This window comes from Microbacterium sp. IO18, from assembly GCF_049099505.1.
Taxonomy (GTDB): domain Bacteria; phylum Actinomycetota; class Actinomycetes; order Actinomycetales; family Microbacteriaceae; genus Microbacterium; species Microbacterium aurugineum.
This window is the reverse complement of the sequence record NZ_JBMJAF010000001.1, coordinates 1,623,225-1,648,546: the sequence shown is the minus strand read 5'-3', so window position 1 is coordinate 1,648,546 and position 25,322 is coordinate 1,623,225. Positions and strand designations below refer to the sequence as shown.

The 25,322-nt window shown below is 63.4% G+C and carries 26 protein-coding genes; 14 read left to right on the top strand and 12 right to left on the bottom strand.

Going from position 1 to position 25,322, the window contains the following annotated elements; all coding sequences use genetic code 11:
• Positions 1-84: 84 nt before the first annotated feature.
• The 5 genes from ACLF6J_RS07990 (at position 85) to ACLF6J_RS07970 (ending at position 5,894) form a co-directional block, all read left to right on the top strand.
• A complete protein-coding gene (locus tag ACLF6J_RS07990) occupies positions 85-822 on the top strand; it encodes a TnsA-like heteromeric transposase endonuclease subunit (RefSeq protein WP_058631474.1) in 738 nt (245 codons plus the stop codon).
• Positions 822-2,825, top strand: a complete 2,004-nt coding sequence (locus ACLF6J_RS07985; RefSeq protein ID WP_082682575.1) for a Mu transposase C-terminal domain-containing protein — start codon at positions 822-824, stop codon at positions 2,823-2,825. Before ACLF6J_RS07990 ends, ACLF6J_RS07985 begins: the two co-directional genes overlap by 1 nt.
• Positions 2,822-3,850, top strand: coding sequence for an ATP-binding protein (locus ACLF6J_RS07980; protein ID WP_058631472.1), 1,029 nt, complete (start codon positions 2,822-2,824; stop codon positions 3,848-3,850). Before ACLF6J_RS07985 ends, ACLF6J_RS07980 begins: the two co-directional genes overlap by 4 nt.
• Positions 3,847-4,749 (top strand): TniQ family protein, encoded by a 903-nt coding sequence (locus tag ACLF6J_RS07975; RefSeq protein ID WP_421076851.1) that lies wholly within the window; start codon positions 3,847-3,849, stop codon positions 4,747-4,749. Before ACLF6J_RS07980 ends, ACLF6J_RS07975 begins: the two co-directional genes overlap by 4 nt.
• Before the next feature lie 482 nt (positions 4,750-5,231).
• Positions 5,232-5,894 (top strand): hypothetical protein, encoded by a 663-nt coding sequence (locus tag ACLF6J_RS07970; protein ID WP_164743609.1) that lies wholly within the window; start codon positions 5,232-5,234, stop codon positions 5,892-5,894.
• On the opposite strand, the gene ACLF6J_RS07965 is transcribed toward ACLF6J_RS07970, so the two are convergent.
• A complete protein-coding gene (locus tag ACLF6J_RS07965) occupies positions 5,775-6,059 on the bottom strand; it encodes a helix-turn-helix domain-containing protein (protein WP_205802387.1) in 285 nt (94 codons plus the stop codon). The two genes, ACLF6J_RS07970 and ACLF6J_RS07965, sit on opposite strands and share 120 nt — an antisense overlap.
• A 262-nt stretch (positions 6,060-6,321) precedes the next feature.
• On the opposite strand from ACLF6J_RS07965, the gene ACLF6J_RS07960 reads away from it, so the two are divergent.
• Together ACLF6J_RS07960 and ACLF6J_RS07955 are read left to right on the top strand one after the other, a co-directional pair.
• A complete protein-coding gene (locus tag ACLF6J_RS07960; RefSeq protein WP_127481838.1) occupies positions 6,322-6,744 on the top strand; it encodes a hypothetical protein in 423 nt (140 codons plus the stop codon).
• Positions 6,745-6,830: 86 nt separating this feature from the next.
• Entirely contained in the window at positions 6,831-7,208 is a 378-nt protein-coding gene (locus ACLF6J_RS07955) for a hypothetical protein (RefSeq protein ID WP_058631468.1), read from the top strand.
• A 23-nt stretch (positions 7,209-7,231) separates the two neighbouring features.
• Here ACLF6J_RS07955 and ACLF6J_RS07950 read toward each other — a convergent pair whose 3' ends face one another.
• Complete coding sequence (locus ACLF6J_RS07950; protein WP_127481839.1) at positions 7,232-7,744, bottom strand: HAD domain-containing protein; 513 nt, start codon at positions 7,742-7,744, stop codon at positions 7,232-7,234.
• A 367-nt stretch (positions 7,745-8,111) separates the two neighbouring features.
• Here ACLF6J_RS07950 and ACLF6J_RS07945 point away from each other — a divergent pair, with 367 nt between their 5' ends.
• The 7 genes from ACLF6J_RS07945 (at position 8,112) to ACLF6J_RS07915 (ending at position 15,606) form a co-directional block, all read left to right on the top strand.
• Positions 8,112-9,137 carry a RelA/SpoT domain-containing protein gene (locus tag ACLF6J_RS07945; RefSeq protein WP_127481840.1) on the top strand — a complete coding sequence of 342 codons (1,026 nt, stop codon included), beginning with the start codon at positions 8,112-8,114 and terminating at the stop codon, positions 9,135-9,137.
• Between the two features lie 361 nt (positions 9,138-9,498).
• On the top strand, positions 9,499-10,545 hold the full coding sequence (locus ACLF6J_RS07940; RefSeq protein ID WP_058631465.1) for a nucleotidyltransferase domain-containing protein: 1,047 nt from the start codon (positions 9,499-9,501) through the stop codon (positions 10,543-10,545).
• A 227-nt stretch (positions 10,546-10,772) separates the two neighbouring features.
• Positions 10,773-12,089, top strand: a complete 1,317-nt coding sequence (locus tag ACLF6J_RS07935) for a HesA/MoeB/ThiF family protein (protein ID WP_164743634.1) — start codon at positions 10,773-10,775, stop codon at positions 12,087-12,089.
• Entirely contained in the window at positions 12,086-12,571 is a 486-nt protein-coding gene (locus ACLF6J_RS07930) for a Mov34/MPN/PAD-1 family protein (RefSeq protein ID WP_082682572.1), read from the top strand. Before ACLF6J_RS07935 ends, ACLF6J_RS07930 begins: the two co-directional genes overlap by 4 nt.
• Positions 12,572-12,581: 10 nt before the next feature.
• A complete protein-coding gene (locus tag ACLF6J_RS07925; RefSeq protein WP_127481842.1) occupies positions 12,582-13,919 on the top strand; it encodes an SAVED domain-containing protein in 1,338 nt (445 codons plus the stop codon).
• A 359-nt stretch (positions 13,920-14,278) separates the two neighbouring features.
• Entirely contained in the window at positions 14,279-14,848 is a 570-nt protein-coding gene (locus tag ACLF6J_RS07920) for a TlpA family protein disulfide reductase (protein ID WP_127481843.1), read from the top strand.
• On the top strand, positions 14,845-15,606 hold the full coding sequence (locus ACLF6J_RS07915; protein ID WP_127481844.1) for a cytochrome c biogenesis CcdA family protein: 762 nt from the start codon (positions 14,845-14,847) through the stop codon (positions 15,604-15,606). Before ACLF6J_RS07920 ends, ACLF6J_RS07915 begins: the two co-directional genes overlap by 4 nt.
• A gap of 97 nt (positions 15,607-15,703) precedes the next feature.
• Here the strand turns inward: ACLF6J_RS07915 and ACLF6J_RS07910 are convergent, their stop codons facing one another.
• The 10 genes from ACLF6J_RS07910 to ACLF6J_RS07865 form a co-directional block, all read right to left on the bottom strand.
• Positions 15,704-17,062, bottom strand: a complete 1,359-nt coding sequence (locus tag ACLF6J_RS07910) for a M23 family metallopeptidase (protein ID WP_134352969.1) — start codon at positions 17,060-17,062, stop codon at positions 15,704-15,706.
• Between the two features lie 193 nt (positions 17,063-17,255).
• The gene (locus tag ACLF6J_RS07905) at positions 17,256-17,939 is read right to left on the bottom strand and encodes a copper resistance CopC family protein (RefSeq protein WP_051671007.1); all 684 of its coding nucleotides are present in this window, start codon (positions 17,937-17,939) and stop codon (positions 17,256-17,258) included.
• On the bottom strand, positions 17,936-19,651 hold the full coding sequence (locus tag ACLF6J_RS07900) for a cytochrome c oxidase assembly protein (protein WP_164743635.1): 1,716 nt from the start codon (positions 19,649-19,651) through the stop codon (positions 17,936-17,938). Before ACLF6J_RS07900 ends, ACLF6J_RS07905 begins: the two co-directional genes overlap by 4 nt.
• 179 nt (positions 19,652-19,830) lie before the next feature.
• A complete protein-coding gene (locus ACLF6J_RS07895; RefSeq protein ID WP_055876958.1) occupies positions 19,831-20,346 on the bottom strand; it encodes a DUF3515 family protein in 516 nt (171 codons plus the stop codon).
• Entirely contained in the window at positions 20,331-21,935 is a 1,605-nt protein-coding gene (gene lnt, locus ACLF6J_RS07890) for an apolipoprotein N-acyltransferase (RefSeq protein WP_206516662.1), read from the bottom strand. The genes ACLF6J_RS07895 and lnt overlap by 16 nt, the downstream gene beginning before the upstream one ends.
• Complete coding sequence (locus ACLF6J_RS07885; RefSeq protein WP_055876961.1) at positions 21,919-22,869, bottom strand: cytochrome c oxidase assembly protein; 951 nt, start codon at positions 22,867-22,869, stop codon at positions 21,919-21,921. Before ACLF6J_RS07885 ends, lnt begins: the two co-directional genes overlap by 17 nt.
• Before the next feature lie 25 nt (positions 22,870-22,894).
• Positions 22,895-23,230, bottom strand: coding sequence for a DUF6804 family protein (locus ACLF6J_RS07880; RefSeq protein ID WP_055876964.1), 336 nt, complete (start codon positions 23,228-23,230; stop codon positions 22,895-22,897).
• The gene (lspA, locus tag ACLF6J_RS07875) at positions 23,227-23,754 is read right to left on the bottom strand and encodes a signal peptidase II (protein WP_134352970.1); all 528 of its coding nucleotides are present in this window, start codon (positions 23,752-23,754) and stop codon (positions 23,227-23,229) included. The genes ACLF6J_RS07880 and lspA overlap by 4 nt, the downstream gene beginning before the upstream one ends.
• Positions 23,747-24,415, bottom strand: a complete 669-nt coding sequence (locus ACLF6J_RS07870; RefSeq protein WP_055876971.1) for a copper resistance CopC family protein — start codon at positions 24,413-24,415, stop codon at positions 23,747-23,749. Before ACLF6J_RS07870 ends, lspA begins: the two co-directional genes overlap by 8 nt.
• A complete protein-coding gene (locus ACLF6J_RS07865; RefSeq protein ID WP_029259133.1) occupies positions 24,408-25,322 on the bottom strand; it encodes a cation diffusion facilitator family transporter in 915 nt (304 codons plus the stop codon). The genes ACLF6J_RS07870 and ACLF6J_RS07865 overlap by 8 nt, the downstream gene beginning before the upstream one ends.

The window sequence follows — 25,322 nt, the reverse complement described above, 5'->3', positions numbered from 1 at the left end:
GCTCAGGACATAGGCCAGTACCGCTCCCCAGGAGAGAGGCTGACTGCCGAATAGGAAGTATCCGTCGATGTCGATTGGATCCCTATGGACCTGACTCAGCAGTGGCCTGTTCCTCCCACCACTGAAGCGAACCGGACGCGAGCTCGCGTTGAGTACCGTCTCGATGGCGTGCAATTAGAACTTGACGCCGTCGACTGCGACAGCGTGCCCTTCGAACGAGGCGATCCCGTTCGGAACTTTCCCAGTTGGCGGCTCAAGCGGCATTACGACGGCTACCACTGGATGGGAGCGCTTGGCGCGTCTGTCGGATTCGAGTCGCTGACGGAGCGGGGCTGCCTCATCGAATTGGACCGCACCCCGGGCGTGGTTGCGATCGCCAGCCAGCCCATGTGGATCCGATGGACCACGCCCGACGGCCCGCGCGAGCACTGCCCGGACTACTTCGTGCGTCTGGACGACGGGCACGCCGTGCTGATGGACGTCAAGCCGGCGACTCAGATCAAGGACGACGTCAGAAGACAGTTCGACATGACAGCGGTGTTCGCCGCTGAGCGCGGCTGGCGGTATGTCGTCTATGACGCGGAATCGGTAGTCCGCGAGGCCAACCTCCGATTCCTGGGCCCGTTCCGAGACTGGGCGAGCAGCGAAGAACTGCCAATGCTCCCAGAAGATGGGCTACCCCTGGCTGAGGTAGCTGCGCTGCTCGGTGTCGGATCCGAGGGCTTCGCACACTGCTACGCGCACCTCTGGTCAGGGGCGCTCGAGGCAGATCTCGATCAAGCCCTCAACATCAGAACGATCGTGTGGCAAAGGAGCGTGTGATGCGCGTTGTAGTTGGCGGGTCGCTCACGTGGCGTCAACGCAAGTTCTCGGTCTTGTTTATTGAGAAGGATTCGGCGATGCTCCGAGATGAGGACGGAAGTGAGGTCGAAGTCGCTCTCGACGAGCTTCGACATGATGCAACACCGGTGCCTAGCGACACTTCAGGTCTGCTGAACCTTTCTCTGCAGGTGCAGGACATCACGCCGGACATGGATCCGTGGCTGCAATCGTGCATACGCATCGAGGCGACCCGAGAAGAGATCGGGGTCGGGAAGGCTGTTGAAGCAGAGCGCGAGTGGCTGGAGGTGCGCCTAAGTAGAACTGTCTCCACGCGCGCCGTGGAGCGTCGGCTTAAAGCGTTCCGAGAGCAGGGGACGACCACTGCAGGCAAAGGCTCCCCACGCAAGAGCACATGGGATCCACGCCTCGTCGAGGCCATCAACCACGTACTCGGAGGAAAGAGCCGCGCCTCGACTGTGAGTCGAACTACAGCGATCGAACAAATCATGAGGCGCGTCGAACGTCTCCACGGCGATGCGGTGAAGCTGCCGAGCCGAGCGACGTTCTTCCGACTTCTCGAAGCAGACGAGCACGGGCAATTCACCTTCGGTTCGGCCAAGACTCGCGAGTCGCTTGCGCTTCAACCCGACGGCACATTCGGCACTCGCACCGCACTGCGTCCCGGCGAACTGGTCGAGATGGACTCCACGCGGATCGATGTCATGTTGCGGATCGATGACGAAACCGTCGGCCGGCCCGAACTGACGATTCTCCTTGACGTCGCAACTCGCTCGATTCTTGCCGCGATGCTGCGCCCCGAAGGGACGAAGAGCGTCGACCTGGTGGCTGTCCTTGCACGGGCCCTGGTGCCCTATGGCCGGCGTATGGAAGGGGTTCGCGAGACCCGACAGCTGATTTCGACGGCATGGGCTGACGATCAACTGATCGATCAGGAGCGATTTGAGCGATTGCGTCTCGCGCAGCCGTATGTGTTTCCCGACACGATCACCACCGACCGCGGACGAAACTATTTGTCGCGGCATTTCCGCGCTGCGTGTGAAACCTTGAATATCTCGCTGATCACCTCGGCGCCGCACACACCAACGGACAAACCGCACGTAGAGCGAGCGTTCGGGGCAATCAACTCAATGCTGCTGCAGCACGTGAAGGGATATGTCGGCCGCAGCGTCGAACATCGCGGTCGCGACACAGACACGGAATCCGACGAATTACTGACGATCGCACAGGCCCAGGAGCTCCTAGAGGACTGGATCGCGGTCGAGTGGCAGAATCGTCCGCATGACGGACTGCGGGACCCGTTGCATCCGCGTATCAAGTTGTCGCCGAACGAGATGTGTCGCGCGTTCCGTGCTTACGTGCCCGAACTCCACGTACCGCTGACGCGAGACGACTACATCGCGCTGCTACCTGTGGACTACCGAGTTCTGAACCGCTACGGCGTGCGCATCGATAACCGCGTCTACAACTCCGAGCGGCTCAAAGGCCTGTGGAGGCGCAAGTCTCCTGACAAAGCGCGGAACGGCCGATGGCCGATCCGCGTAGACCCCTACAATCTGCACGTCGTCTGGCTCGAGCGGGACGGCGAGTTCATCCCTCTGAGATGGTCCAATCAGGTCCATGAACTCCCGATGCTGGGTGATGTCTGGCGGTACGCCCGCACGTCGCGCTCCGGTGATGTCGCTGAGCTCGATGCTGAACGTCGCGAGCTTGCGATGGCGATCAAGGCGTTCGCCGGTCAAGGGAATCCAGCCCCTCGAAGCAACGGTCAGAAGCGAAGCGGGCGAGAGCGCGCTCGATTGGCAGCGATCGCTGAAGATCCGATGAACTTCACCAGTGTGAAGAGCATCGAGGACGAGAAACGACCTGCTGACGGTGACAACTCGTCCATCGAGACCACCTCTACCGAGGAATGGCCTAACAGCGGTGGCTTCCCTCTCATCGGAGACAGGCTCGACGAGGTGCGGCGGAGGATCGACGAATGATCGAGATCGCGACCAAGGAAGGCTGGCGCGAGCACGTTGACACCGCGTATGAGCGCCCGGCGCCGGTCACATCCGAGGAGCTTCGGGCCATGAGCTTCGGGGACCGCGCGTTATACAACCAGGGACGAGCTCAATACTCGCAGGCAGGCGCCTTCGTGCGGACACCGCAGTTCGAAGCCTTCCAGCGAGCCGTTCGGGATCGCGTCATGCTCAACGCCTACCGACGAGTCGGGAAGCTAGGCCTGATCCTCTCGGGGGAGCCAGGCCAGGGCAAGACCACTTCGCTAGTCGAGATCGGTAGAGCACACGAACGCAGGCGGCGAGACACCGGCCACCCGGCTGCGGGGCCGGGCATGCTCCCAGTCGTGTATGTCGCGGTACCCGCCCAGTGCTCAGCCAAAGCTCTGATGCATGAGTTCGCCCGATTCCTTGGTCTCCCGGTTCTCGGCAGGATGACCTACGGGGACCTGCTGGAAGCGGTCTCGAACGCCCTGCGCAGATGCTCCACCGAACTCGTCTTGGTCGATGACGTGCATCACCTCGATCTGAAGTACCGGCAGAACGTCGAGGCATCCGACATGCTCAAGCAGCTTTCTGAGCGATGTGGAGGCACGTTCGTCTACGCCGGAATCGCAGTTGAGGGGACCGGACTTCTCGACGGCTCACGTGGTGGGCAGATCGGGAAGCGATTCGAAGTGCACGTGGCCTTACCATTTCCTTTGATCTCGACCGCGGAGAAGGCTCGCTGGGGTGATCTGCTTCTCGCCATGGAGAGCTCACTGTGTCTAGCAGAGCAACGGCCAGGATCGATTCTGTCCGCGGCGCCGACACTGCACGCGCTGACGGGCGGGGAGATCGGACTGCTCAAGGACCTCTTGCAGTTCGCTGCCCTGAGCGCGATGGACGACGGAACCGAGAAGCTCGATGCGGCCGCATTCGAACGCGACCTTGCCCGCCGTCAGACGGCCGCAACGCTCCACACAAGCAAGCCGCGACGATCGCGAACGCCTGCGAGTGCGGCATGACCTCGCGTCTCGGGCTTCCGATTTCCGTTCGCCTGTATCCGGGGGAAACGGCGGCGAGCTACTGGGCGCGGCTTTGCGCCGCAAATGCAATCGGCGAAAAGGACCTCTGGTTGGCGTTGCGACGCGAGGATCGAACCCTCCCAATTCGGGTGACACCGAGAAGCGCCCTCTGGAAGATCGAGGCGTTAGGTGGGCTTCCGGATGGTGCATTGTTCCGCGAAGCCGGCGGTCGCGCCTGTGAACATGGTGGCGCCACGCGTCAAGTCGAATGCCCGAGTTGTCGCATGATTCCGGCAGCTGTGGCTCTCTGCAGACGGTGCGCCGGAGGCGATCAGGTCACAGTCGCGCGTATGCACGGTCCGGTCTGCGTGCGACACCGGAGGTGGCACGGAAGCGGTCGAGATATTCCCCTGCCGGGGAGGCACAAGCACCTGCTCGCGCAACGCCTGCTGAATGGAACTCTCACTCTTCGAGGTGTGCCGTATCGGTCACCCGAAGTTGATGCGGCCGCGGAGTTGCTGCGACTGCGAAATCTCGAAGGTGGGTGCGCAGCTGAACTTCTGGATGACGAGATTCCTCAATTTCCGCGGCGAATCGCGCTCACTGCGCGGCTCACTGACGCTCGTCTCGCGAACGTTCTGATGTCGCAGGGTCTCGGTGGGTACGCACTGGCAATGCTGTTCGATCGCGTAGTCGCCGCGCACTCTCTAGGGCATCGCGCCGTGGACGGCATCTTCGACAGCCTGAGGATTCAGGGACGGGAACTCTGGATCGGCAGGTCCGCGGTCGCTACGCAAGGCGGCTGCGTGCTTACGCCCGCTGCCAGGCGCATGCTTCCGAGGGTCAAGGCGATCAGGGCGCATGTGCTGAACCATCGTGTGGAACTGAGGTCGAGGTAGGCATGCGAACTTTTCCCTGTCGTGTGATTCCGCTGCCCGGGGAGACGCCTACCGGTTTCCTAGCTAGGTTGGCCGTCGCCAACTCGCTCGATCTCAGCGCGCTCACCCACTATTTGGAGCGGACGGTTGGTGCCAACAGGTCGAGCTCGACCAACGCTCGATTCACATCTGCGACTGAGGCAATCGGTGCGCTGCCTCCCGGATACTTCGCCAAGGAGCGCGCACGCTTCCGTCTGTATCGGCGCTGCCACCACGTTCGGTGGATGCTTCGACGCTGCGCCACGTGCGAAGTTGTTGATCGCGCTCGCTCCGCGTGCTTGGTATGCAGCGACGGAAACCCGACTGAGGTGTTCAGTAGGGGAGGTGGGTTTTGCATTCGCCACCGTCGATGGCACTTCCTCGGTGAAGATGAACTCCTGTCCACCCCGTCGGCGTGCCATCGCGCCGAACAGTCGATTTCAGGAATCCTTTGGAGACGCGGGGTGACGATGCACACGGGCGAATACGACCTTGCCCTGCGCTTGATCATCGACAGCTGGCAAGAGCGACCTGACGCGCGCTGGCTCCGAGCCTCGTGCTCGTATGCGCCGGCAGTTGACCTGCTCGTGACGCTAACGCACCCTGACGTCACGCTCAGCTTGTTTGCACTCGCCGAGAGCGACTCCCAGCAGGTCGAAGGGCTTATCGGGCTCGTCGTAGGCATTGGAGGTGGAAGCCGGACGGCGGAACTGGAATCGACCGCAGCCACGGTCGTAGCGGTTCACCGCGCCGCGATGTACACCGCGATCCGAATGCCGAAATCGAGCGGGGCGACGGTATCGAAAACGCCATTTGAGAAGGGGGTCGCGGAAGCGTCCTACCGTGAGAAAGCGGTTCTCCTGCGCCACGTCACGCGCTCCGGCAGAAGAGCGGACATCGTGGAGCGTGCTGTGCGTGCGGCACCTGCATCTCGGGTCGTATCCCGGCGCATCGTTCCCGGCTGGGCTGACGATGCACCGTGGGTCACGCAGGGGACTGAACAGCGCTCAGCGACTTCGAAGATCGGGAGCGTTCCCCGGGACCAGATCGGTCAAGGTGATGCCGAGCACCTGGGTGAGAGCCAGGAGAGTTCGCAACGTCGGGTTAGCCGAGTGGCCGGGGCGTGATTCGCCCTTCTCGTACTTCTGATACGTGTACCGGGTCAGCCCGGCGCGGTAGGCCACGTCTTCCTGGCTCAGATTGGCTTTGTGGCGAGCAGTGCGAAGGGAAGTGGCGAAGCGCTGCGCGAACGCAGCCCAATCTGCTTCCAAGTCGTCGTTCCGCTGGCGCACCTTCCAAGCGTCTAGATCCGGGCGCTCATGTTTGGCCTAATCGGTATGGCATAATTTGGGAGGCCATACGAAACAATCATCATCTTCGTCGGATTGCTCCGCTACTCCCTGCACGTGTGCTGCCCATCCCGGTGACTGGCGGTCGCGCCGCGGGATCGGCCCGTGCATGCGACCGCGAAATGTGATGGTGTGCGTCATGTGTGAGGCGTTCCCGATCTGGTGGCAGGACATCACGAGTCCGCCGCCTACAGAATGGGTGTACATGTTCGAAGAGTTCACCGGCGATGACACCGCGGAGGAATGGGCACTGGCTGCCGCCATCTTCATCGCGCAGACTCGACGCCGCACGGGCCTCGGTCCGACGTTCGCCGAACTCTTCACCCACCTGCTGCCCGACACCGGTGGATTGCCGGGTCCTTTCCCAGAACTCGAGTTCATGGAGCGCCGACGGGTGGTCACGGGATTTCGAGGTCACGCCGCTATCGAGTGGCGTCGTCGAGGAATGATTAGCTTCGACAGGGCCGTGATGCGCAGTCTGCGCGTAGGGCGCGCGTTCCGTGAGCATTCTCGACTGCGGCAACAGTCCCGAGCGTCCCTAGTTGCCCGTAACGGTTCGAAGCATTCCACACTGGTCCTGCTTGCGGAGCCGCTGGAGGTGGCTGACGAAACGAACGAAGGTACGTAGGCTCCCATCGAGCCGAGGTACCCGTGAGCCACCACTAGCCCGTTCGAGTCGTCTAGAGCGTAGAACGTCGATCAGGAGGGGACGATATGACTGAGAACGCTCCGCCGGGGCTTCGGCGGATCATTGCTCGTATCGAACCTGGCTGGCCTCAGCTCATCGATGTGAGTTCCGGCTGGTACCCGCTTCTCGACCGGCTTGACAGAAAGCTCGCGGCGATCGCTCCGGGCTACGTCGTTCAGCAGGTCAAATCAAAGTTCGGCTCTCTGAGCTTTTACGCTCGGGCATCCGAAGACGTCTACGACTACAACAACGAGTTCAGCGAAGCCATCCTCGCCGCTGAGTGGGAGAGCACGACGACCTGCGAAGAATGCGGGGCGCCGGCGAGGACCTACACGATCCGAATGTGGGTGTGGGCACTCTGCGCTTCTCACGCTCGTGCCAAGGCTGAGGAAGCCGCCGAATGAAGCCCGCAGTGCCCGGCGGGTGTTCAGAGTCCGAGCTGCTCGGCTAGAAACTGATCAATTCGCCCAATATCGTCAAGGGTGACGCCCACGAACTTGTCGGGGCGGACGACCAGCGATGGGACCTCCGTCATTGCGGTTAGCCGTTGCTCAGCGTCCTCGGGAGCTTGATCGTCTGCCCACACGACTGCGTTCGGGCTCGTCTGCCGAATGTGCGAGATCAGGCTCGCCGTCCGCCATCCACGCTTGGGCCAGTTCTGCCAAGGCACGTACGGGCCGATGAGCTTGCCTCGCAACGGCTCGCGGATCAACCAGCCGACCTGATCACGCGGCCACGTCGTCAGCCAGGCGACCTGCACGCCGGGTCGCTGGGCGAGGTCGTCAAGTGCGTCCACCAGGTCATCGTCGACCGTCATCCAGGAACGCCAGCCTTCATCGTTCTGATGCAGCGCGCGCTCTTCCTCGCGGTAGATCCTGGAGATTGTGCCATCGACATCGAGCGCAAGCAGTGCAGTGCGCTGATGAGAGCGCCTATTCACGATCAGACATCTCTGCGTGAGGTTGCGTTGTCGGACGGGCTTGGTGTTCGGCCGTCTTGGTGTGACAAATGGGGGGCTCCGAGGTGGCCATAGCGCGAGCCTAGGAGCATCGTGGCTCAGGCGCGAGTCTCTCCTCGCATGGAGTATGACGGTCGCGGAGGAGGCGATAGCCGCCACGCGCAGTTGCACGCCATCGGCAACAGCAGCGGGGACTGGCTCACCCGCTGTCTGGGTGGGTCGTGCTCGTTGCCGAGGGCTGCGCGCAGCTGCTGCTTCGCTATAGAGACAGGAACCTCGTGGTCGACGGGTTCATTCGTAGGACGACTGTTGCTTCGTTCGAGCGCAGTTCACGGAATACAGTTCACCCATGACCAGAGAGTGGCCCCAATACACAGGTTCCAAGAAATCAGTGCGTCGCGCGGGCGAGGTTCTTCGGTCACCTAGTGCGTCCGTCGAGCAAAAGTCGGAAGCCCGAGAACTCGCAAAAGCGTGGCGCTCTGCACACCAGTATCCGATGAACACTTGGCAGGTGCGGGTACGGAACTACACCAGAGGCGATGGAGACGCTCTAGTCGCGCAGAGGCTGAAGCGCCTCCCGTCGATCGAACGAAAGCTCGCTCGCTTCGAGAACAGCCAACTCGACACGATGCAAGACCTCGGTGGAGTGCGCGCCGTGCTCGCGGACGTCGACCAGGTCCGTGCGGTCGAGAAACTGCTGTTGAGCAGACCGGGCAACCACGTTTTGAAGCAGCACGACGACTATTTATCGATGCCGAAGGACGACGGGTATCGTTCGGTTCACATTGCATACGCGTACGGCACGCGTCAACCAACACCCTGGGACTCCTACCGGATCGAGATCCAGCTGCGAACTCGGCTGCAGCATTTTTGGGCGACGGCAGTCGAGACCGTCGACCTGTTCTCCGGCCAAAACTTGAAGTTCGGGACCGGCGAGAACTGGTGGCGGGAGTTCTTCGCGTTGATGAGCTCGGAGATCGCCGAGCTCGAAGGAATGCCTCTCGTGCCAGGGACCCCTACGGCGCGAGAAGAGCGCCGACAACGCTTGGAAGATATCGATGCAGTGCACGAGGTGACAGCGCGTTTAGCTAGCTTCAAGCAAGTCATCCAGAGATCTACCGCCGAGGACGGGAAGTACATCCTCCTCGACCTTGACTTGGATGATGGAACGCTCGAGATGGTCGGGTACTCCGACGACGAGGCGGCGACCAATGCGTACGCCGACCTGGAAACGCGCACTCGGAGCAACCCGTTCCGGGACGTCGTGCTTGTATCCGTCGATGACGCGAGCAAATTGCAACAGGCTTACCCGAACTACTTCGTGAACATCGAGGTCTTCATCCATCTCGTGAATCGCGCCATCGCCGTCGGCTAGCGTCCGGAAGTGGGGAATCCGCGTTGCGCAGATTCTGACAACTTCGTTAGACAAACGCCCCCGCCGCAACTCACAGCTACCGCGTCATTCGCGGCTCTCGCGTCTCGTTTCGTGACCACTGTCGTGTGGTCGGACACACCTGCTCGTCCTCACGTGGTTTGTCGGATTCTCACGAAGCATTTCATGCACTGTCTGGTCAACGGTGAATCCACGGGCCCCGCCGAGAATGACCGCCGCACGCGCCGCGAGACGGATGCACGACGCCGACTGGAGAGTCGATTGCACGCGCATCGGCGCTGATGTCTGATGCAGGTCGTACATTGAAGCGTGCACGTCCTCTTCCCGACCCGAGGAGACCCGAATGGAAACCCTTCCGACGCAGTTCACCACTGCCGTCAGCAACGTCACTATCAGTGACGACAAAGAACGGCGCGCCATCGCCGCGCACACCGAGGTGCGTGAGCTTCTTGAAGCAGACGCCACGCTGAAGAGCTGGGACATAACACCGCTTCTCATTGGGTCCTATGGTCGCCAGACTGCCCGATACCCCGGCAAGGACGTGGACATCTTCCTTCGGTTCCTCAACCTGGGCATCGCCTTCGACCCTGCAGTCGTCTACGACGAAGTGTCCAGGGTCCTCCTGGCCGAGTACGGACATGTCGACGACGGCGGTCGGGTGACCCCGCAGCCGCGCAGCCTGAAGGTCGATTTCGCCTCCCCGAATGCGCAGGCTGACCTCGCGTTCAGCGTGGACGCTGTACCGGCTGTTCCGTGGGGCAGAGACTGGGCTATCCCCAATCGTGACCGCTCGACGTGGCAGAACGAAGCCGATCGCTGGGTTCGAACGAACCCTGTTGCTTTCGGTGAGGCCTCGCAGGCGCTGTCGACGAGCGACAAGAGCCCCGTCGTCAACGGTCGGAACGCATACAAGCCGATCGTGAGGCTGTTGCGACAGGTTCGCCATGTGCATCTTGGCGAAGCCAAGCCAGGCGGACTCTATGTCGAGGTAGCTGTGTACGAGGCGTGGCAGAACGGACGTGTGACCGGCGATTCATGGGCCGAGCTGTTCGCGTCCTCGCTTTACGAGGTATCCCGCATCTTTTTGACGGCGGCGGGCGACGGGCTCCTAGATCCGATTCTCCGCACGCCGCTCAAGCCTGCACTCGAGACTTCTGACTGCCTGCATGCGAGCCGGACGTTCGGTGCGCTCGCGGCTGATGCAGAGGAGGCACTTCGAGCGACTCCGTGCGCGGCAGCGAAGACCTGGCGGAACATCCTCGGCACGAACGACCGCGGTCAGGTGTTCCCGCTTCCTGACGGCTGCAGCGGGAGTGGTGTGCCCGTGCCGGCAGTAGCCGCCGTGAGCGCCAACGGGCCGACACGCGCTCGCGGTTTCGCGCTGCGATGAGACCGCCCTTCGTATACAGCCAACCCGCGTTTGAGGCCTTCTGTGCGGAACTGGTTATGGCCGGGTTCAGCCCAGTGCCTGGGACGCATCAGGCACGATGGGTGGGCCCATTGCCGGAGGCGCTTCGCCCGCTGACCGACCTCACTGAGATGCGGCTGTCCTTCCCGGACGGGTGGCCGGCGCTAGCGGTACGCGGCCATGTTCCCGGGTTCGTGTCTGACCATGTCATGCCCGACACGGGATACATCTGCCTTTGGGCCGACGATGACCCGGCGCAGGTCGTTGCGCAAACCTGGGGCGTGTACTTGGAGCGACTGGGAGCTTGGGCAGCGAGCGCGGCCCAAGACTTTCGACCGGAAGACCGCGCTCTCGATGCGTGGGTGATGTTCCCCGGGCGCGCCTCCCTCGCTGCCGAACTGGATATCCCGACACTGTTCGACACGCCACGCAACGGAAAGACCCATGTGGTCCATGGACGTGCCGACGGGGTGCTGACACTCAGCCGGCGGCCCGCCGAGAACTACCTGCTCTCAGGGCCGGTCTTCTTCCGAGACGCCGCGCTCGAGACCCCGCGCTCGCTTGACGACTTCCGAGCCGCATTGACACCTCGGCAGCGCAGCAACCTCGACAACGGTCTCCAGCGGCGACGTGACGCGAGAGAGAATCAACCGAGCGGCGGCTACGACTTCGCGGTCCTAGCTTGGCCAAAGTATGACCAGTACGAGGCGCTCGTGCTCACCTTCACCGGCGCGGAGGGCACGCTGGCGGCGTTCGCCAATCCCACCTCCCCCTCGGATACCGAGAGCCGCCTCCGTCGTGCGGGACCCGACGCTCCTCAGTTGCGCGGCAAGCGTGTCCTCATCGCTGGCGTCGGAGCGCTCGGCAGCCAGGTTGCGCGCACGTTGGCAACTAGTGGCGTCGGACGTCTCCGTCTCCACGACAACGACAGCATGCGCTCCACCAACTTGGTGCGCCACATCCTGCTTTCCCACTCCGTCGGGCACTCGAAAGCAGGGTTCACGAGCCTCTACATCGAGGACGTCGCGCCCTGGTGCAGGCCGACAATGCACGAGGACGTTCCGCTTCGGCCGGACGACATTGTTCCTTTATTGCGCGACGTCGACCTCGTCGTTGACTGCACAGGGGTCTTCGCCGCCACACTGGCTATCGCTTCGGCCTGCGATGAGACGAACGTGCCGCTCATCAGCGCGTCTCTCGCACGCGGCGGCGACGCTTTCCGCGTTCAACGCCAGACGGATGAAGATGTGCCGCTCATGCAGCGGACCGCGCCTGAGTTTCCACCCATCCCGCCTGGCGACGAATCAGAAGCGTTCGGGTTCCTCGAGCTCGGCTGCACTGCGCTTGTGCACAATGCGGCTCCGGCAAGCGTCCTGCGTGCTGCGTCCGAAACAACGCTGGCCTGCCTCGACCTCCTGCTCGGCCGGGCTGGGCGCACCGCAGATGCAGTGACCATACTCCGCCCCCTCGACGAAGCACCGTTCGATGTCGTCGGTGAACACAGATTCCCTACGGCGGCGCCATGATCGCGGAGCCGATCGTGTACGTGTCGGAATCGGCCCTGGAACGGCTGCGGGTTAGCGCCGCCCACTCTCACCCTCTCGAAACCGGCGGCATCCTGATTGGCGTGACAGCAGGCGACTCCCCCTGGGTGACCGAAGTCCGGACGTTCGATTCGCCAGGACGAGGCCCTGCCCAGTTCATCCTCCCGCGCGGCGTCACTCAGCGTGCGGTTCGCGACGCACGTCGAGCCGACGCGCGTCTCGGCTATATCGGCGACTGGCATTCCCATCCCGCCGACGTGCCGGCAAGCCGCACAGACCTCCTCACTACTCGCACGACGTCTCTGGCGATGCGTCGCTCAGTACTGCTGCTGGTTGCTCGCCACCGCGGCACAACCTATGCGCTGGACATGTCTATGGCGCGCGGCACCCGCATCGTGCCCTGCCGCATGATTCCAACCGGTGACCTTCCTCTACCTGCACATCAAACCGACACGACCAGTTAACCGAGGCATCATGAACATTCCTGTCAATGACGACGACATCGACGTCCGAGGTCCCCTGTTCCTTTCGTACCGACAGTCAGACGGAACGAAGACCGTCTCCTCGCTCGGATGGTTGCTGCGCGCGGCGGGGATCCCCGTGTGGCGGGACGTCGACGACCTCCCGCCCGGCGATACCGCGGACCGTCTGGAGCAAGCACTGGCCGACAGGTTGTCCGGCGGCGTAGTGGTCATCACGCCCGACATCGCAAACAGCCCCGTTGTGAAGTCCATTGAGGCGCCCGCACTCATCAGGCTAAATCGCGGCGACAATCGATTCCAACTGCTGGTCGCGAACGCCATTGAGCGCTCACCGGGCAAGGTCGACTACAGCGCACCAGACAGGCTCCTCGAACGCGTGCGTCGCGAACTGGAAGGGATCAACCAAAACCCCGTAACCGATGACGGGCTCTTCGAGATTGTCCGAGCGGCCGTCGCGCACCGCATGGCACAGCACCGTGCAATCGTGGAGGCGAACGGGTACTTCGAGCTCACGGTTCAAACCCGCAATATCGGGCAGGTATACGACCGTACGGGCGCGCAGCTCGACGTGCGGGTCCGACGCTCATCCCACGAGCGCCTCCCCTGCGCAGAGGGTCTCGACGACCTGCGGCGAGCCCTCACGCTTCTTCCGGACGCAGTCGTCACGACCGGGGCGCGGAATGTCCGAATCTCCGGCGGCGGACACTTTTCGGTCGGGTTCGCGCTCGGAGCCGCGCTACCGTCGTCACGCGTCGGCAGCATCACGGTCATCGACCAGCGCGACGCCGAATGGGCGAGCACGACCGAGGCCGCCGTGCCCGCAGTGCCTCAGCTCACCTTCGACGCGGTGGATGCTGAGTCCACGGTCGGGGGCCGTCCGCGAGTCGTCGCGTACGTCGACCTGCTACCTACCCGGAGCGACGCTGCGCCGCTGCGATTCCTCGACGACCACGTCGGCGAGTACGTCGCGAGCGCCACGATTGCGTACGCGAATGGAGGCCTCATCGACCCGGCCGATGCAGGCAGCATCGCCGCAGAGGCGATGGCACTCGTACGTCAGCTTTCCGCTCGGCATGGCAACGCGGCGGTCGACCTGCTGCTGAGATGCCCCTTTCCGCTGTCCGTGCTGATGGGCAGACTCTCGAACACGCTGCGCGTACGGCTATTCGAGTGGGATGACAGCGACGTGGATGGCGATTTCACACCGCGGTACGTCGCCGCGCTCGATGTACACGCCAGCGCTCCAAATGGGCCAATCACTTCCGCTCTGCTCCCAAGTGACGGAGGCAGCGTTGGGGGCACGGCTGGAATCGGCGCTGACGATGCCTAGGCGCGCCGTCTTGCGTGGCAGAGGGGAGTAGCGGCCCACCAACCGACAACTTTCGTGAGATCGGACAGCCACTATTGTCGTTTCTCACGAAACCTGTCGCATTCTCACGAAACCTGTCGCTGTTCTCATGAAAGGTGGCGGATTCTCGCGGATGTTGTCACACGGTCTTCCGGGATCGACACCTGTGTCAGCAACGCCGAGGTCGCCTACACATCAACTAGCTCTGGAGAAGCGTCGGAAGCGGCAAGCGATTTCGACAGTGCGGTGGCGTGGTTCGGCGGACGCATAGGGGATCTGCGTACAGTGCGAATGTGCCTCGAGACCCACGCTTTCGTACCGTTCGTGGTGCGGTCGGAGTCATGCTCGCTGCGGTGTTCGCGATCGGTCTGAGCGGGTGTGCGCCGGATCCCGTCAGCGATTCCTTCCTCAAGGGTGAGAACACCGGGTATGTGGCCGCCGACGGCGCGATCGTCGAGATCCCGATCGCCGAGCGGAGCGAACCGGTCGACTTCAGCGGCATTACTGAAACTGGTGATGATTTCGACAGTGCGGACAACGCCGGCAAGGTCACGGTGGTCAATTTCTGGTACGCCGGGTGCGCGCCGTGCCGCATCGAGGCGAAGGATCTCGAAGGCGTCTGGCAGGAATACGGCGGCGAGGATGTAGCTTTCATCGGCATCAATACCCGCGACCAGGCCGACACTGCCCAGGCTTTCTCTGACGAGTTCGGCATCACCTACCCGAGCCTGATCGACGTGAACACGGCCGAGGCGAAACTCGCTTTCTCCAAGGTTGTGCCAATCCAGGCGACACCGACGACTCTCGTGCTTGACAGACAGGGCCGTGTCGCCGCGCGCATCATCGGACCCATCGACGGCACCTCGATCCTCTCGACGCTCGTCAAAGACGCTCTGGCAGAGACACCATGAACGCCGACGCCATCATCGGGTCCGGTGCGCTCTGGCTCGCAGCCCCCATCGCGATGCTCGCCGGTCTCGTATCGTTCCTGTCGCCCTGCGTGCTCCCGCTGGTCCCCGGCTACCTCGGCTTCCTTGGTGGGGCGGTCGCGCCGGGCTCGAAGGGTGGCGCGACGAACGCAGTCGCGCCTGAGCGCCGTCAGCTCGTGCTTGGCGTGCTGCTGTTCATCCTCGGTTTCAGTGTCGTCTTCGTTCTCATCACTGCGCTGGGCGGCACGGCCGGCGTGTTCTTCCTACGCTGGGGCGACGTGGTCACGCGCATCCTCGGAGTCGTCGTCATCCTGATGGGGTTCGTCTTCCTCGGGTTGTTCAGTTTCGCCCAGCGGGAGGTCCGCTTCCACGTCGGCTCCCGGGCCGGGATCGTAGGGGCACCGCTACTTGGAGTGGCACTCGGTATCGGCTGGGCGCCGTGCATGGGTCCGACGCTTGCCGCGATCATCGCGCTCTCGTTCAACGCCGGCGACCCTGTCCGGGCCGGCTTCCTTGGCCTCGTGTATTCGCTTGGCCTCGGCATCCCGTTCCTGCTGGTCGCACTCGGGTTCGGTTGGGCGGCAAAGACGGTCGAGTTTCTCCGACGTCATATCCGGGTGGTGAACGTTTGCGGCGGCATACTGCTGATCGTCCTCGGCATCCTGATGGTGACCGGGCTGTGGACCGACATCATGTCGCGGCTGACGGCGGTGATGGGCAGCGTCATCCTTCCTCTCTGAGATCCCTAGCAGGGACGTCGCGAGTGCCGACTGGAGCAGTCCTCTCTACCCAACTGCTCATGTCGACGGCGCCAGTTCGTGATCCCGTGTCGGAGCCTTAGATGTAGACGCCGCGATCTTCCATGAATCGGACGGGGTTGGTGTAACCACCGTTGATATAGACCTCGAAATGCAGATGGCACCCGAAGGATCGGCCGGTGTCACCCGCGTAGGCGATGACCTGGCCGGAATTGACCCACTGCCCCCGGCCAACGGCGATGCCACCGGGTTTGATGTGGGCGTAACCGGTGCTGACGCCCCCGCCGTGTTGGATGCGGACGTAATTGCCGTAGTTGCCGTTGGCGCCGGCGTAGTCCACTGTTCCGGAGTTGGCGGCGTAGATCGCCGCTCCGCAGCCGTTGGCCATGTCCGCGCCGTAGTGGTAGCTCGAGGAGCAGCCCTGCGATCCGCAGATGGGGGTCCGCGGGCCGTAGCTTGAACTCCGGCCGCCCCCGTGGGGACGAACCCAACCGCCGCTCCCGGCGGAGCCTCCGCCGCCACCGTTGCCGCCTCCGTTGGCTGCGGCTTCGGCGGCTTCGCGTTCGCGACGGGCTCGCTCTTCGGCCTCGCGTGCGGCTACACCCGCCTGGTAGCCAGCGACAGTCTGCGTGGTGGTGTCTTTCAGCGCGGCGAGCTGCGCCTGCATCGTCTCGAGGTTCGCGGCTTGCTCGTCGAGAGCGGCTTGCGCGGCGTCGGCCGCTTCTTGTGCGGCAATCATCTTCTGCTCTGCGACCTGCTGTAGTCGGTCCCGTTCGTCGCGGGCGACCTTCGCCTGATCGGTCAGCGATTGGGCGGTGTTGCGCGCCGAGATTGCGTCATCGTAGACCGATCGGTTGTACTCGAGTAGCTTGTCCATGGTGCCCAGCCGGGACAGGAGCTCATCGGCGTTGGCCGCGGAACCGGAGAAGAACAGTTGCAGTGCTGAATCGTCTCCACCGTTGCGGTACAGCTGTGCCGCAACTTGACCGGCCCTTCGCGCAGAGGTTTCGGCAATCGCTGATTGTTCGTCGGCCTGCGCCTGCAGGCTCTCGGCTTCCGTGATCGCAGCGAAGTATTCCTGTTGTGCTGCGTAGAACTCGTCGGAGGCTGTATCGGCGGCCGCCTGAGTCTCAGCGACCTTCTGCGTCAAGGACTGGATCAGCCCTTCGATCCGGGTGATCTCGGCAGCCTTGGCAGCTTCGTTGTTCTTGGCGCGTTGGACATCGTCCCAGCTCGGGTACGACGCAGCGTACGCGGCTGAGACGCCGGAGCCGATACCGAAGGCAGCGAATGCAGCGACGCCGAGGGCGCCGAGTCCGAAAGCGCCACGTCGAGTAATACTCAGCTTCCAGAATGAGCCGCGTTCGGCGGGCGTGGGTGCACACCCGCATTCTTCAGCCGCCTCCGTAGCAGCCGCGGAGACGCTTCGTCCGTTCACTGTGCCCTCTCCTCGAGCTCGGCTTCGTGGATTCTGCTGCCAGGGGCGCATAGATTGGCGATGCTCGCGTTGCCCGCTGTCTGGTCTATCGTCCGTTCGTGGGGGCCGAAGTCGCGCCGACTCGCCCGTGATCTCTGATCTGTGCCCCATATCTGACGCACCGGGCTTGAGTTCGACTGCTCTGACACGAAGCTCACTCTTTCGGGTCCGTGTGGGCGTCGGCGCTCAACCCGTTGCGTTTCTTCTTCTTTACTTGCCGTACGACAACGGTGGCGGTGATCACCGCGGCACCTATGACAGCAACGGCGATGATGAGCGGGATCGCGATTGAATCCACCTCGTTCTCGCCTGCAGATGCCGCCGGGGGAGGGGTGTCCGCTGCTGGAGGTTCGGTGGTTGGCGCGGCGGAGGGCGACGCCTTTGCCGGTTGGATCCGTGATTGTTCGTTCCCGCATGCGGGTGTGTCCCATCCAAGTCCCGGCTCGATGCCGGTGGGAGCGTATGTGAACGTGAAGCTCTCGGAGATGGGGTGACCGTCGCTGGAGACGGCGTTCCACAGCACGGTGTAGACGCCCGGTTCTCCGAGTGCGACCGGGGTGGTGAGGATATTGCGGTCGATGGTGGAGCAGCTGGATTCGTAGAAGAGGCCGTCGGGTCCTTGCACTTGGGCGAAGCTGGCCTGGCTGAAGTCAATGAGTTCCCCGCTGAACGTGAGAGCGACGTCGTCAAGTTGGGCGACGGTTTCGTCTGCCCCGGGCACGGTGTCCAGGAGGTTGTCGTGCGCGAGAGCAGCGGGGGCAGGTGTAGCCAAGATTCCCAGTGTGATGAGGGCAAGAAGTGTGCTGGCGAGCCAGCGGGTGCGGTGGGTGGAGGTCACAGGTGTGGGTCCTTTCGTACGGCGGGCACGGGGGTGCTACCGGTAGGTCGGTTGTTGCGTTTCGTGTGGAGAACGGAGATGCCGGTGAGGATTGCGAGCGTTCCCGCGATCATCAAGGTGGCGCCTCCGGCGAGGGCCTGGTCCTGGAGGGGGGTGGGTCCCCACGTCCGCCCCATGGCGCCAAACCACTCCGCGACGATGAGGTCGGCGCGGGTGATCGTGGCGATGCCGAAGAAGGCGGCCACGCCTGTGAGCGCAATGAGTGAGGCGAAACGCCACCGCCCCTCGGGGGTCGTGGACGCATCTAGGGCGATCGATCGTGCGAAGAGGCACCCGGTGACGAGGAGCTGGCTGATCATCCATTCCGCTCCGAGCTGGTCGTAGAGCGACCATCGGAACAGGTCGGAGTAGTGGATCAACCACAGCGATGTGGCGAAAAGAGACGCCGCGACGACGGGGCGCAGAGTAAACCGTGCCAGCGGGCTGTGGGCGGCCCAGAGAAGCCATTCCCGCGGTCCTCGGCTTCCATCCTCCCGTGGATGGGTGACCAAGGTTGCGAGGGTGACGGGCGCCGCGAAGACAAGGAGCAGGGGGATTGCGAGACTGAGGAGAGCGAAGGAGAGGAATCGCAGACTGATGAGCGCGTCGTCGTAGGCGGCGAGCGGTCCACTGGTCGTCCACAGAAGCACCCCCATCCCCGCAATCCAGCTGATCGTCCGCCTGGCTGGCCACGGATACCCGCGGCGCCGTGCGCGTTGGACGCCGACGAGGTAGAAGAAGATTCCGAAACCCGCGACGAGCACCCAGAGGAGGTCGGGGCTCCACGCCGTGAACCATCTCTGCAGGGTGATTTCGATCGGGACAGGTGCGTCGGTGAGGATCTCCGCGGCGGTGGTCTGCGGGAGTGTGACCGTATCGGCGGGGGCGGCGGTGCGGGCGAGAGCTGCGGCGGCCCCGCTCGCGATACCCATGAAACCAAGTTCGACACACACGATCATCCAGAAGGCGCCACGGCCCTCGCTGGCTTTCGCGATGAGTCGACGGCGGTAGGCGGCACCCAGGATGCCCATGATCAGAAGCGCGCCGATCTTTGTGCAGAGGATGAGGCCGTACGGTGAGGCCAGGTCCTCCCACCGTCCGAGGGCAGTGAGCGTCCGCGCGTATCCCGAGATGGCGACGCCGAGGAACGCGATGAGCGCCACCGTAGAGTACCGGCGGAGCACACTTTCGAGTTCGTGCGGAGAGCTAATCGGTCGCACGACGACGAGCAGGATGAGACCCCCGAGCCATATTGCCGCTGAAATGACATGCAGGACGAGGGACATGACCGCGGGATCGTGGTTGGCGAGCTCACCCGAATGGCCCTGGGTGGCCATGGGTATCAGGCTGATGACCGCAAGCACGGTCGTGAACAGCACCGCCCCATAGCTGCGCACAGCGAATGCGAGGACTGTCACGACTGAGGCGAGGATCGCGGTGATAAGCCATGATCGTCCCAGCTCCGTGTCGAGGAGAAAGCGGCCGAGCTGCGCACCGAACTCGGCGCCCAAGCTCACTTGCGGATTGAATGACGACAGGAAGGTGAGAAAAGCCACCACCCCGCTGGTGATGGTGAGGGTCGCGGCGCCGGCAGAGGCAATATTTAGCGCGACGATGAAGGGTTTCCCCCCTGAGGGGAGAGCGAACACCGCCAGCACCAGGGGCCCGAGCATCGCCGCACCGGAAAGATTGACGAACAGCTTCGCGGCTGGGAGTCCCCATCGCACGAGCGCTCCAGGGTCACTGGTGAGTCTCGGTGCAGCTCCTCCACCGATTGCGAGCCCGACCACCACAGCGATGAGTGCGGCGACAACGAGAATCGTTGGTCCAACGATCCGGAGAACGACGGGATTCATGGAGTGGTATCTCCCGTCCCAGTGCCAGGAGCGTCCGGGTCTTCCGTCACAGGTGCCGTGCATTCACCGGTCTTGGGGAGCTGCTGGATCGCCCCGGCGAGAGATTCAAGAACCGCGTCCGCCGACAGGGTGGTCGTGTCTACGTACACCTGGGCAGCCGGCTCCCGGCCGTAGGTTGTGAGCCGCAGATTCGGGGTCTCCTCCTCGTCGACGATCCAGTCGACGCCCCCCAAGCTGACACATTGCAGCGTGGTGGGGGCCGGGGGTTCCAACCCGCAGGTGAGGAGCACGCTACTGGGGGTGCCCCATGCTGCGGTGGCCTGAGCGTCCGTCCACACGCGAGCCTGGTCGCCAATCGAGTCCGGTAGTCGCACGGTGACCTCTGCGCACAGCGGGTCATTCGCGTTTGCTGCGGGCTCGAGGTGGACGGTGGGTGCGCAGCTGCTGAGTAGAAGCAGTGCGCACAGTGCCGCGACAGAGGTCAGAATCTTGAGCTTCACAACTTCATCCATCCGTCTTCTTGGGCGTCAGCATGCGACCGCCGCTGTCGGATCGACATGATGAGCAGCGCTAGTACGGTTCCGATACTGAGTGTCCAGTCGAGCCACGGCATCAGCACGACGGCGAGGGTCGTGCCGGTGCGGAGAGGGACCTCGGTGATCTTCGCCGCGGTCGTGTCCACCGCAACCTGAGCCAACACCTGTCCATCGCGGCCGATGACTTGACTGGTCCCGGTGGTGGAGACGTTCACGGCAGTTCTCCCTGTTTCGATCGCGCGCATGCGGGCGATGGCCAGCTGTTGGAGGTTCTCGTCGGTGCCTCTGAAGTCCGCGTTGTTGGTTTGAAACACGAACATCTGCGCGCCAGAGGCCGCGCTTTGGTGGATGACGTCGTCGTAGATGACGTCGAAACAGATCGCCAGACCGATGGGCACATCGCCAACGTTCACGAGGGGTGTGTTGGAGCCGGGCGTGTACTCGCGTTGTATCAATCCGATGAGGTCGGGGGCGATCGCTTCGTAAAACCAACGATCCGGAACGTATTCGCCGAAAGGGACGGGGTTGGCCTTGTCGTGGAGCTGCTGCGGCCCGGCGCTGGTCCACAGCATCGAGGTGTTGAACGTATCGGCTCCACGAGTGGTCGCCGCATTCACCAGTGCCGGAGCACCAGCACCCTGCACGAGTCGATCAAGGCGGCCTGCGACGGCGACATCGCGCAGGGGATCTGCGTCAACGGCCCCTTCTGGCCAGACGAGAAGGTCCATCTCACGGTCCAGAAGAGGAGCGGTCGCTTCTTCCTGCGCGCGCATGATGTCACCTGTTGTCCTGGTGTCGAAGTAGCCGCTAGGGCCGTTGCCCTGCACCCATCCGACGCGCATCATTCCCGCTTGCTCGGTGGGGAACAGAGGGACGACTGTCGCGGCAACGACGATGACCGCCGCTGCTGCTGCTGGCTCCCATCGGCGGAGGATGAGGGCCTCCACGACGCTCGCGCAGACGAGAACCGTCAGGAAGGACAGCCCGGTGGTCCCCACCCATGAAGCGGCCTCCGCGAGCGGGCTCTCGGCGAGGCTGAAACCGACGCGCGCCCACGGGAAACCGGTGTACGGCGTACTCCCCATCAGCGTTTCTCGCAGCACCCACACCCCGGCGACGAGCACGGGAGTGATCGCGCGATACCCGTGTCGCGCCCGGGTGGTGGCGACACGATAGGCGAGTGCGATCAGCGCGCCGCCGGCACCGAACAGCAGGGATTCCAAGCCAGCCAGCGCGACCCACGGGATGGGGCCCAGAAACCGTGACACCCATACCAAGTGGGTGAAGTAGAAGGCCGCGCCGTAGACGAGGGAGATCAGGAACGCCCTGGGGAGAGAACGTCCGCGGAGCGTCCACAGCCCGATGGTTACGCTCACGAACGTTGCAGGCCACCACCCGTATGCGGGGTAGCCGAGATCCAGCATTCCTCCTGCGATGGCGGACGCGACAATCGCTACGGGGAAGGGCACCGCAGCTGACAGGCGCGCATCGTGCTCTCTGGGGTTACCGCGCCTTGTTCGGCCGGAGAGGGCGTTTCTCACTAACGGGTCAGCGGTCACGGTCATGAGAGCTCAGTTTTTTGAGGTAGGCGTTGTAGGTGTCGAGGTCGGTGTTCCCGTGCACGTCGGCGTACCGGTCGTCCGCGGCAGCACGAGCGGTGTCGCTGCGGAACCAACGATGCATCACGTAGATCAGCATCAGCACGGTCGGGGCTTCACCGTAGGACCATGCCAGAGCGCCGGCTAGCTGCTGGTCGGCGAGGGGATCGATGCCCAGCGCCTCTGTGGGGGCGACGAATGAGCCGACCAGGATCGTACTGGCCATCATGAGGAACACCCCGAAGAACGCGTGCAGCGCGGCTTCAGCAAACACGTCCAGTGCACGCGCACCATGACCCAACCTGACCGGCAGAGGATCGGAGGACAGGATGGGGATGGTGAACAGCATGCCGGCGAGAAGGAATCCGACCTCGAGCGCGACGTGACCTCCGGGCGCGGTGAGGATGACATCGGCAGCACCCGCAAGGTAGATGCCGTAGAACGCGAACAGGTAGAGCGGGACAGTGGCCCACGGACTGAGCACCCACTTCGCGGCGGGGTTTCGAAGAGCGCCGTGCGCTGTTTTCAGGACTACCCGTCCCGCTCCGTGATGCGGTGTTGCTCGCAGAAGAAGGGTTCCGGGTGAGCCGAGGACCAGCAGCGGCGGCACCATCATCATCAGAGTGAGCTGCTGGAACATGAAAACGGACACCAGCGCCTGGCCATACGTTTCAACGCCCAGACCGGTGACCGCCGCGAGGAGAATGCACCCGAGCAGAAAGCTGACCGTCCGCCACACAGGCCAACGACGCCCGTGCGTCCACAATCGGATCGCTCCGACGAGATACAGCGCAGCGAGAATCCCCGCGACGATGGGTAGCACCGGAAGCGGGATGTCGGCTGGTGCGAGGAACGTCTGCAGAGACGGGGGACTGCTGGGGATCTCGCCGCTCACACGCATGGTCGTGACACGAAGCTCATGCCGCTCACTTCCGGATCACCTTGATCGTCGCACCCGCTGCCAGGAACACCACGGCCGCGATGGGCTGTGCTGTAGTCCACACGACACCGGAGAAGGGGAATGGCATTACCGGATTCCAGAGCACGGCGATCGCGAGGAAGACCGGGATCCACCACCAGTGGCGTGCCTGCAGCGCAAACCACGCGACGATCAGCCCGAAAATTGAGGCGATGAAGAGGACGAGGGGTGCCCAGTTCGCCTGGAAGAGCACCGGAGCCAGGAACAGGATCGCGGCGGCGACGAGGCTGGGGGCCAGGGCGTTCCGCTGGTAAGTGGAGGGGACGCGTTCTTTTGGACTCATGGGTGAACCGTTTCTTCGGTGGGTGCAGGGCCGACGGGATCGGGGTCTGGCCGTCGACGGCTTGTGCGCAGACCCGCGACGATGAGGAATACGGCACCGATGCCGAGAGCGACGTCGGCGAGGTTGCCGATGAACAGGTTTCCGTAGGCGAGGAAGTCGGTGACGTGCCCGATCCCGAACGTGGGCGGCGAGAACAAGCGGTCGATGAGGTTTCCGATCGCACCGCCCACGATGAAACCGAAACCAACCGCCGACCACACGTTCCGGGCTCGGGTGGCGGCACCGATGAGGAGCGCAGTGACAGCGACCCCGATGACGGTGATGACCCATGTGGAGCCTTCCCCGAGCGAGAAGATCGCCCCGGGGTTGAAGGCCAGTTGAAGACCGAGCCAGTCACCGATCAGCGGTATACGCGCATCTTGCCGCAACGTGTTCAGAGCAAGAGTCTTGGTGCCTTGATCGATCAGGATGACGATGGCGGTGACGATGAGCATCACGGCCGACCGGCGGACTCGATCACGCATCGGCGTCTTTCTCCGTAGCTGCGGCATCCTTGGCGGCCTGTGCGCGGTCGCGCTGGTGACGCTGGCGCCCGGCCATAACCACTCCCACGACGCCGATCCCCAGAATCAGTGCCAGACCCGAGAGGAAGAACAGGGGCAGCAGTTCGAAAGCACCGCCGCCGGATGCCGTGCCACCGTATGTTTGCGCGGGTCGGGCCGGTTCCGGCTCCTCGGTTGGGGAGGTTTCAGGGGTGGGGCTTGTGGTCGCAGTGCTGGGTTCCGTGTCCATCGCGGACGTGACCGTGTACACATACTCCCCGTTGATCGGGTGTCCGTCGGCGGAGACGGTCTTCCAGCGGACGGTGAAGATGCCGGTTGCGGCGTCGGGGGAGAGGTGTTGGGTGATCGAGTCACCGCTCACCGTTGGCGGGTCGACGGCGACGTTTGCTCCGCTTTCATCGATAACCTCGACGACCGTTGCGTCGTCATCACCGGTGAGGGTCCCGGTGAACATCAGAGAGATCTCATCGGGGGAGCCGTTGATGGTCGAGTCGGCGGTGGGGTACGACGAAACGAAGTCATCATGAGCGGCGGCCGGAGATGCAGTCCCAAGTACGACGGATGCCGACAACAACAGGGTGGTGAGGACGGCAGTGGTGCGTGCCGAGAGGCGTTTATGCATGGGTGTCGTGCTCTCCGGGGTGGGATTCGGGTTCGATCTGAAAGGTGGAGTGTTCGATGCTCACGGCGAAATGTTCGCTGACGCATTGCTGAAGTGATGTCAGCAGTGCGGCGGAAGCTTCCATCGTGACGGTGTCATCGACCACGACGTGGGCAGTGAGCGTGGGGAGGTCGGTCGAGACCTGGGTCGCGTGGAGGTCGTGCACAGCGACCACGTGCGGAAGGGCAAGGATGTGGCGGCGGACGTCCTCGAGGTCGAGGCCGGCGGGTGTGGACTCCATCAACACCCGGCCGGATGCTCGCAACAGGATGAGGGTGCGGGGAATGATGAGCAGCGCGATCAAGACGCCCGCGACGGCGTCCGCCTGATACCAACCGAAAACGGCGATGAGGATGGCGCTGGCGATGACGCCGACGGAACCGAGGGCATCATTGACGACCTCGAGGAACGCGGCGCGCATGTTGAGATTGCGTCCGCGGCCGCTGAACAATACGAGCATGGAGGCGATGTTGGCGACGAGACCGACGATGCCGAAGAACAGCAGACTTCCCGAAGCGATCTCAGGGGGCTCGAACAGCCGCCGTACGCCTTCCACGAGCGCGAAGATGCCCACTCCGAGCAGCAGAGCTGCTTGAGCGAGCGCACCGAGCACCTCCGTGCGTTGAAGACCGAAGGTGTATTTGGGAGTCGGGGGACGGTTCATCAGATGCGCAGCGGTGACGGCCATCGCCAACCCGATGACATCGGTGAGCATGTGTGCAGCATCAACGAGCAGTGCGAGGCTGCCTGTGATGATCGCGCCGATCACTTCGACGATGAAGACCGAGGAGGTGATCGCGAACGCGATGACCAGGCGATTGCGGGGAGTGGCGTCACCAATACCGTGACTGTGCCCTGTTTCTGTCAT

Bases quoted from the DNA above. Each gene is read 5' to 3' on its own strand.
- ACLF6J_RS07990 (WP_058631474.1), top strand. From the start codon at position 85: ATGGACCTGACTCAGCAGTGGCCTGTTCCTCCCACCACTGAAGCGAAC.
- ACLF6J_RS07985 (WP_082682575.1), top strand. From the start codon at position 822: ATGCGCGTTGTAGTTGGCGGGTCGCTCACGTGGCGTCAACGCAAGTTC.
- ACLF6J_RS07980 (WP_058631472.1), top strand. From the start codon at position 2,822: ATGATCGAGATCGCGACCAAGGAAGGCTGGCGCGAGCACGTTGACACC.
- ACLF6J_RS07975 (WP_421076851.1), top strand. From the start codon at position 3,847: ATGACCTCGCGTCTCGGGCTTCCGATTTCCGTTCGCCTGTATCCGGGG.
- ACLF6J_RS07960 (WP_127481838.1), top strand. From the start codon at position 6,322: ATGTTCGAAGAGTTCACCGGCGATGACACCGCGGAGGAATGGGCACTG.
- ACLF6J_RS07955 (WP_058631468.1), top strand. From the start codon at position 6,831: ATGACTGAGAACGCTCCGCCGGGGCTTCGGCGGATCATTGCTCGTATC.
- ACLF6J_RS07945 (WP_127481840.1), top strand. From the start codon at position 8,112: ATGACCAGAGAGTGGCCCCAATACACAGGTTCCAAGAAATCAGTGCGT.
- ACLF6J_RS07940 (WP_058631465.1), top strand. From the start codon at position 9,499: ATGGAAACCCTTCCGACGCAGTTCACCACTGCCGTCAGCAACGTCACT.
- ACLF6J_RS07935 (WP_164743634.1), top strand. From the start codon at position 10,773: ATGCCCGACACGGGATACATCTGCCTTTGGGCCGACGATGACCCGGCG.
- ACLF6J_RS07930 (WP_082682572.1), top strand. From the start codon at position 12,086: ATGATCGCGGAGCCGATCGTGTACGTGTCGGAATCGGCCCTGGAACGG.
- ACLF6J_RS07925 (WP_127481842.1), top strand. From the start codon at position 12,582: ATGAACATTCCTGTCAATGACGACGACATCGACGTCCGAGGTCCCCTG.
- ACLF6J_RS07920 (WP_127481843.1), top strand. From the start codon at position 14,279: ATGCTCGCTGCGGTGTTCGCGATCGGTCTGAGCGGGTGTGCGCCGGAT.
- ACLF6J_RS07915 (WP_127481844.1), top strand. From the start codon at position 14,845: ATGAACGCCGACGCCATCATCGGGTCCGGTGCGCTCTGGCTCGCAGCC.
- ACLF6J_RS07900 (WP_164743635.1), bottom strand. From the start codon at position 19,651: ATGCTCGGGCCCCTGGTGCTGGCGGTGTTCGCTCTCCCCTCAGGGGGG.
- ACLF6J_RS07895 (WP_055876958.1), bottom strand. From the start codon at position 20,346: ATGGATGAAGTTGTGAAGCTCAAGATTCTGACCTCTGTCGCGGCACTG.
- lnt (WP_206516662.1), bottom strand. From the start codon at position 21,935: ATGACCGTGACCGCTGACCCGTTAGTGAGAAACGCCCTCTCCGGCCGA.
- ACLF6J_RS07885 (WP_055876961.1), bottom strand. From the start codon at position 22,869: ATGCGTGTGAGCGGCGAGATCCCCAGCAGTCCCCCGTCTCTGCAGACG.
- ACLF6J_RS07880 (WP_055876964.1), bottom strand. From the start codon at position 23,230: ATGAGTCCAAAAGAACGCGTCCCCTCCACTTACCAGCGGAACGCCCTG.
- lspA (WP_134352970.1), bottom strand. From the start codon at position 23,754: ATGCGTGATCGAGTCCGCCGGTCGGCCGTGATGCTCATCGTCACCGCC.
- ACLF6J_RS07870 (WP_055876971.1), bottom strand. From the start codon at position 24,415: ATGCATAAACGCCTCTCGGCACGCACCACTGCCGTCCTCACCACCCTG.
- ACLF6J_RS07865 (WP_029259133.1), bottom strand. From the start codon at position 25,322: ATGACAGAAACAGGGCACAGTCACGGTATTGGTGACGCCACTCCCCGC.